The sequence below is a fragment of the Streptococcus sp. SR4 genome (genome assembly GCF_000517725.1).
Lineage (GTDB): Bacteria > Bacillota > Bacilli > Lactobacillales > Streptococcaceae > Streptococcus > Streptococcus salivarius_F.
The window spans coordinates 1-514 of record NZ_AZYW01000017.1 but is presented as its reverse complement, the minus strand read 5'-3'; the positions used below and the strand labels follow the sequence as shown (position 1 = coordinate 514).

The 514-nt window shown below is 45.9% G+C and carries 1 protein-coding gene; it reads left to right on the top strand.

The window, feature by feature from the left end:
- Window positions 1–514 (top strand): GBS Bsp-like repeat-containing protein (locus HMPREF1519_RS02000; protein WP_037611087.1); only part of this gene is annotated, 514 nt, incomplete at both ends.

The window sequence follows — 514 nt, the reverse complement described above, 5'->3', positions numbered from 1 at the left end:
TCGCCACAACCTTCCAGCTTCAGGTTCATATACCTTTACCTCTCGTACTGGCATTAAGGCAGAACCTCGTGTGGCAAGTCCAGAGTTGGCCTACTACGATGCTGGCATGTCAGTCAACTACGACAAGATTGTCAGTGGTGATGGTTACCAATGGCTTTCTTACCTCAGCTACAATGGCAACCGCCGTTATGTAGCCGTGTCTAAACTTGCTCAACAAGAAAGCAAACCAAGTGGCACTATTAATATTGAAAATCTCTCTAACCTTGGTTTCGACGTTCATATCACTAATGTTTCTGGTGGAGACAAGGCTATCCAAGGTGTGAGTGTTCCAGTTTGGACATCCAAAGACGGCCAAGACGACCTTGTATGGCACCAAGCTAGCAGACAAAGTGATGGTAGCTACAAGGTTCGTATCAATGTTAGTGACCATAAGGCTGAAGCAGGTGAATACATTGTCCATCTCTATTATGTCCAAGACGGTAAGATGGTAGGTATCGGTGGCACTAGCACAACC